1 protein-coding gene is annotated in these 468 nt (G+C 68.2%); it reads left to right on the top strand.

What is annotated here, in order from left to right; all coding sequences use genetic code 11:
- A partial coding sequence (locus tag EN906_RS36830; RefSeq protein WP_164777739.1) for an ATP-binding cassette domain-containing protein occupies positions 1-468 on the top strand: 468 nt, incomplete at both ends.

The following is a 468-nucleotide window of genomic DNA, read 5'->3' as shown; positions in this document are numbered from 1 at the left end:
GGCGAAATCCGTATTGACGGCCATCCCGTGGACATCCGTTCGCCGCGCGATGCGAGGCGGCTGGGCATTGCGCTGGTGACCGAGGACCGCAAGACGCAAGGGCTGCATCTGCAGGCTTCGATCGCGGACAATGTCGCCCTGCCGCTGGTCGGCTCGCTGGCCCGCTTCGGCATCCGCTCGCTGGCCGGCGAGCAGGGGCTGGCGCGGCAGGCGGTCAAGGCCCTCGGCATCCGCTGCCGGGACATCGACCAGCCCGCCGGTACGCTGTCGGGCGGCAACCAGCAGAAGGTTGTCATCGGCAAATGGCTGGCGACGAAGCCGAGGGTGCTGTTGCTCGACGAGCCGACGCGCGGCATCGATGTCGGCGCCAAACGCGAGATCTACGACCTGATCTTCAAGCTGGCGCGCGACGGTCTCGCCATCGCCGTCATCAGCTCCGAACTGCCGGAGCTGCTGCACCTCTCCGAC

The organism is Mesorhizobium sp. M7A.F.Ca.CA.004.06.1.1 (assembly GCF_003999135.1).
In the GTDB taxonomy this organism is placed as follows: domain Bacteria; phylum Pseudomonadota; class Alphaproteobacteria; order Rhizobiales; family Rhizobiaceae; genus Mesorhizobium.
This window is presented reverse-complemented; position numbering and strand designations above follow the sequence as displayed.